We start from the raw sequence: 5330 nt of genomic DNA, 5'->3' as shown, positions 1-5330 counted from the left end.
GCCGGCAGCTCCCGCAGCAGCGCGGAGAACTCCAGCTCGGTGAAGAGCTGGCGGAGCTGCTCGTCGTGCGGAGGCTGGCGCTTGAGGTCCTCGATGGACACGTCCAGCTTCAGGTCCGTGCGGAACGTCACCAGGTCACGCGCGCGCAGCAGGCTCTCGCGGTGCTCCTCGATGGCCTGACGCATCTTCGGCTTCTTCACCTCGGAGACCCGCTCGAGCAGCGCGTCCACGGTGCCGAACTGGTTCAGCAACTCCACCGCCGTCTTCGGGCCGATGCCCGGCACCTTGGGCACGTTGTCCACCGCGTCGCCGATGAGCGACAGGTAGTCGCGCATCTGCTTGGGCTCGATGCCCAGCCGCTCCTTCACCTCGGCGGGGTTCGTGTAGCGCTCGTTCTGCGGATCATAGAGGTGGACGTCGTCGTCCACGATCTGCACGAAGTCCTTGTCCCCGGTGACGACCAGGACGCAGAAGCCCTCGGCCTTGGCGCGCCTGGCCAGGGTGCCGATGACGTCATCCGCCTCCCAGCCGGCCACCTCCAGCACGGGGAGGTTGAAGGCCTCCACCACCCGGCGGATGTAGGGGAACTGCTGGGCCAGATCCTCCGGCATGGCCTGCCGGTTGGCCTTGTAGTTGGGGTCGATCTTCTGGCGCTCGGCGCGGCTCTCCTTGTCGAAGGCGAGCGCCACGTAGGCGGGCTGCAGCTCCTTGAGCGCCTTGAGGATCTGCCGGGTGAAGCCCAGGGTGGCGTTGGTGGGCACGCCCTGGCGGTTCGTGAGCGGAGGAATCGCGTGATAGGCGCGAAAGATGAAGCTGGAGGCGTCGATCAGGACGAGGCGGGGAGCGCCGCTGGAAGGGCTCGGGACCATAGGTTCCCGGCCTTAATCGAGCCCCCCGCCCGCTGTCCATGCCGAGCCGCGACCCGAGAGCACCCGTCAACGCTCCCGGGGAGTGCGGACGTCAGCAGCCGTTCTCCTTCTTCATGGCCGCCACCCGCTCATCGAGCCCATCGCCCGGGACGGCGTAGTCCAGCACGACGTCCAGATCCGCGCAGGTCGACGCCTCCTTGATGGCGGAGAGGCCACGGGTGGAGCACCGGCCCACCTGCGAGTTGAGGTCCGTGTTGCCAGCGTAGAAGCGGAAGCCCAGCTTCCAGATGCGGCAGGAGCGGCGCTTGTCCCCGCGCTCATCCCAGTACTTGCCCCGGGTGATGGCGGCGGAGGCCATGTCGTGCTGGATGTTGCGCCGGTAGAAGGACGGCTTGGTCTCGGCCAGCTCGCCCATGAGGCGCTTGTCCACCTCCAGCGCCTCCAGCAGCGGCTCCTCGGCCTTCTCCACGTCCTCCTTCTGCAGGTAGCCCTGGCCCGTCTTGAAGAGCTGGTCCACGTTGTTCACGTCGGCGATCAGCTTGTCCGCATCGCTGTGGTACTGGGACAGCTCGTAGTTGCCGCGCAGCCGCTGCAGGGTGGCGATCGCCTCGTTCCCGCGTCCGCCGTAGTAGTCCATCATCGCGGCGATCATGAACTTGTTGGGCAGGCGCTGCTTGAAGACGGCCTCCACCTGTACCTTCGGATCCGGCGCCGCCTCGTCCACCATGAAGATGTCCGACACAGGGCACCGCCAGGGCTGGGCGTCGGGCGTCACCCGGTGCCGGGCGTTGAGGAAGTCCAGGTAGAGCTTGTGCTTGGGCCGCCACTCGGTGCGCCCCAGCCGCTTGTTCTTGTCGAGCACCAGGGTGTAGCCGATGGGCGGCTCCAGCTCCTCCTTGGTCATCTTCTGGCAGGCGTAGCCCATGTACTTCTCGCACTGGGGCACCGCGGTGCTCCACTGGCTGTCGCGCAGGTAGCGCTTGCAGTCGTCCTCCGCGCGCTTGACGACCTTCTCCACCGCCTCCAGCACCTTGGGCTTGGCCCGGCGGAAGTACGCGCTGTCCTTGGGGATCTTCCGGAAGAGCTCCAGCGCATCCACTTCCTTGGAGCGCGCGAGCGCCTTCTCCCCCTGGGAGAAGTTCTCCGCGGCCTCCTTCTCCACCTTGATGCGGCGCATGAGGGTGTTGGCCTCGGCGTGGATCGGATCGATGTCCAACGCCTTGGAGCAGGCCGCCTCGGCCTTCACCCAGTCGGGCTCGCCGCCCAGCTCCGAGGAGGAGAAGGAGCGGCACTGGCTGAGCATCTCCTGCACCTGCTCGGCCGGGTTCTGGGGCGGAGGGGCCTTCTGCGCCATCGGCTTGCTCCCCGCCACGCCTCCACCGCCGCCACCGCTGACGTTCTTGACGATCCCCGCCACCAGCAGCAGCCCCACCACGCTGGCGGCCACCACCAGCAGCTTCTTGCGCGAGGCCGGGACTCCCGCGGCGGGCCCCTCTCCGTCCGCCGCGTCGCCCGCGCCACGCCGGGCGGGCACGTCGCGGCCGCCACGCACCGGCAGCTTGGAGGTCCCGCCACTCTCGAGCACCAGTTCCACCATGCCGAAGGTGATGATGTCCCCCGGCTGAAGCACCACCTCCTGGGGGCCCACCGGCTCGCCATTCAGGAGCGTGCCGTTGGCGCTGCCCAGGTCGCGCAGCACCACGCCCTGGGGCGTCGCCTCCACCTCGGCGTGCTTGCGGCTCACCGAGTCGTCCTCGAGGAGCACCGTGGCGGGCGCCTGACGGCCCACCACCAGCTTGCCCTTCACGGGGAACTTCTGGTTGGCCCAGGGCCCGGTGAGGCCCTTGAGCACCGGGGGACCCGCGCCCTCCGCCGCCGCGCCCGCGGGGGCGGGCCGGGGACGCTTCGCCAACGCCGAGGGGCCACCGGGGCCCGGGGCCGGACGCTTCGCCGCGGGCATGGCCCGGGTGGCGCGGGAGTTGCCCTCGCCCAGCGCCTCGGGCTCCTCGCCCGCGGGCTTCGCCGCCTTGCGCGCACCCGAGGCCGTGGCCGGACGGCCCGCCGCCTTGAGCCGCATCTCGTAGTCACCCAGCACCACCTGCGACTTGGGCGTCAGCGGCGTCATGCCGGTGATGCGCGTGCCGTCCACGAAGGTGCCGTTGGCGCTGCCCACGTCCTCCACCAACACCTTGCCGCCCTCCTCGAAGAAGCGGGCGTGACGACGCGACACACCGCCCTCGGTGAGGACCAGATCGTTGGTGCCTTCCTGGCGGCCAATCTTCAGCTCACCAGAAAGCTCGTGCTCGCTCTCGCTGCCGTCGGGATGACGGATGACCAGGGTAGGCATGACGGGGTCAGTCCTCGCGGAAGATGCTCATGTTGACGGGGATGCCCTTGCGCTGCAGGTCATCGTAGAACTTGGGCACGAAGCCGCTGGCCACGTACCGGCCGCGCACCTTCCCCTCGTCCGTGAAGCCTTCCTGCTTGTAATAGAAGATGTCCTGGAGGGTGACGATGTCCACCTCCATGCCGGCGATCTCCGTGATGTAGCAGATCTTCCGCGTGCCGTCGGAGAAGCGGGTCTGCTGCACGATGATGTGGACGGCGCTGGCGATCTGCTCGCGGATGGCCTTCACCGGCAGCTCCATGCCGCTCATCAGCACCATCGTCTCCAGCCGGGCGATGGCGTCGCGCGGAGTGTTGGCGTGCAGCGTGGTGAGCGAGCCGTCGTGGCCCGTGTTCATCGCCTGGAGCATGTCCAGCGTCTCGCCCGCGCGGCACTCGCCCACGACGATGCGGTCGGGCCGCATGCGCAGGCAGTTCTTCACCAGGTCGCGGATGGTGATGGCGCCCTTGCCTTCCAGGTTGGGCGGGCGGCTCTCGAGCTGCACCCAGTGGTCCTGCGGCAGCTGGAGCTCGGCGGCGTCCTCCACCGTGACGATGCGCTCGTCGTCGGGGATGAAGGAGCTGATGATGTTGAGCGTCGTCGTCTTGCCCGAGCCCGTGCCGCCCGAGATGACGATGTTCTTGCGCGCCTTGACGCACATCTCCAGGAACTCGGCCATCTGCGCCGTGAGCGTCTTGAACTTCACCAGGTCCTGGATCTTCAGCGAGTCCTTCTTGAACTTGCGGATGGTGATGCAGGGACCCTTGAGCGCCAGCGGCGGGATGATGGCGTTGACGCGGCTGCCGTCCTTGAGGCGCGCGTCCACCAGCGGGCTGGACTCGTCGATGCGCCGGCCGATGGGCGCGACGATCCGCTCGATGACGCCCAGCACCGCCTGGTTCGAGCTGAACGTCTTCTCGGACATCACGAGCTTGCCCTTGCGCTCGATGTAGATCTGGTTGGCGTGGTTCACCATGATCTCGCTGATCTCATCCGACGCGAGGAACGCCTCGAGGGGCCCCAGGCCCAGCGCCTCGTTGATGACGTCGGTGAGCAGCTCCTCCCGGTCCACGTCCCCCGGCAGCTCTCCGTCCGCCTCCATCTGGTCGATGATGTCGCGGATGGCCTTCTCGGTGCGCCGCCACAGCTCCTCGTCGCCCAGCCGGTCCATGTCCATGCGGCGCAGGTCGAGGTACTCGATCAGCCGGTCATGGATCTCCTTCTGGAGCTGGGTGTAGGCCTCCAGCCGGGGGTCCACCCGCTTCTTGTTCTTCGCCAGCGCCGAGGCGAGCGAGGCCGGCATGCGCGCGTTGTCCTGCGCGGGCTCCTCGTAGGGCTCCTCCTCGTAGGCGCCCTGCTCGTCGTCGTGGCCCTGGTCCTCCTCGTAGTACTCCTCCTCGGGAGGCGCCGTGCGCGTCATGCTGGGCTCGGCCAGCGGCTCGACGTTGATGATGTAGTCGCCGACGAAGATCTGATCGGACGGCTTGATCACCTGTGGCCCGGCGATCTTCTTGCCGTTCACGAAGGTGCCGTTCGTGGACTTCATGTCCACGACGATGAACTTGCCGTCCTTGGCGACGATCTTCGAGTGGTACTTGGAGACGTTGCCCTTCGCGAGGACGATGTCGTTGCCAGCGAGGCGACCGATGGTGATCTCGTTCTTCTCGAACTCGATCTGCTCGGTACCGCCGCCCTTTTCCTCGAGCGTGACCAGAAACATGGCGCGGATGCTACCAAGCGGCCCCTCCAGCTCAAAGGGGACGCGACGCGGCGGGCCACGCTTGCCTCCCCGAAAGCACCGAGGCCGGCGCCCATCCCCCCTGGGGGACGAGGCCGGCCTCGAGGCCCGGAGCGCCGGAAGCGGGGCGCTCAGTCGAAGATGTTGAAGTTCACCTCGGAGCGGGCCTGCTTGTAGCGGCTCTTCACGTCCTCGATGATCGTCCGGATCTTGTCCGAGTCCGGGTTGACGATGCGGGGCGTCACGAAGATGACCAGCTCGCGCTTGGTGGAGTCGAAGGCCCGGCTCTTGAAGAGCTCGCCCAGGATGGGGATGTGGCCCAGGCCCGGCAGCTTGG

The 5330-nt window shown here is 67.8% G+C and carries 3 protein-coding genes and 1 pseudogene; all 4 read right to left on the bottom strand.

The window, feature by feature from the left end; genetic code table 11:
• Positions 1 to 869, bottom strand: an 869-nt coding sequence (locus VF697_RS12435; RefSeq protein ID WP_331094572.1) for a 5'-3' exonuclease, incomplete at its 3' end; no start/stop codon positions are given.
• 91 nt (positions 870 to 960) lie between these two features.
• Positions 961 to 3216: an FHA domain-containing protein gene (locus VF697_RS12430; protein ID WP_331094570.1), complete on the bottom strand. Its 2256-nt coding sequence runs from the start codon at positions 3214 to 3216 to the stop codon at positions 961 to 963.
• Positions 3217 to 3223: 7 nt separating this feature from the next.
• Complete coding sequence (locus VF697_RS12425; protein ID WP_331094568.1) at positions 3224 to 4975, bottom strand: ATPase, T2SS/T4P/T4SS family; 1752 nt, start codon at positions 4973 to 4975, stop codon at positions 3224 to 3226.
• Between the two features lie 149 nt (positions 4976 to 5124).
• Positions 5125 to 5330 (bottom strand): annotated as a pseudogene (locus VF697_RS12420) (secretin); the annotation flags it as partial.

Origin of the sequence: Archangium sp. (assembly GCF_036388035.1) — a bacterium.
In the GTDB taxonomy this organism is placed as follows: Bacteria; Myxococcota; Myxococcia; order Myxococcales; family Myxococcaceae; genus Archangium.
This window is presented reverse-complemented; position numbering and strand designations above follow the sequence as displayed.

Coding starts and splice junctions, on each gene's coding strand:
- VF697_RS12425 (WP_331094568.1), bottom strand. CDS start 4,975: ATGTTTCTGGTCACGCTCGAGGAAAAGGGCGGCGGTACCGAGCAGATC.
- VF697_RS12430 (WP_331094570.1), bottom strand. CDS start 3,216: ATGCCTACCCTGGTCATCCGTCATCCCGACGGCAGCGAGAGCGAGCAC.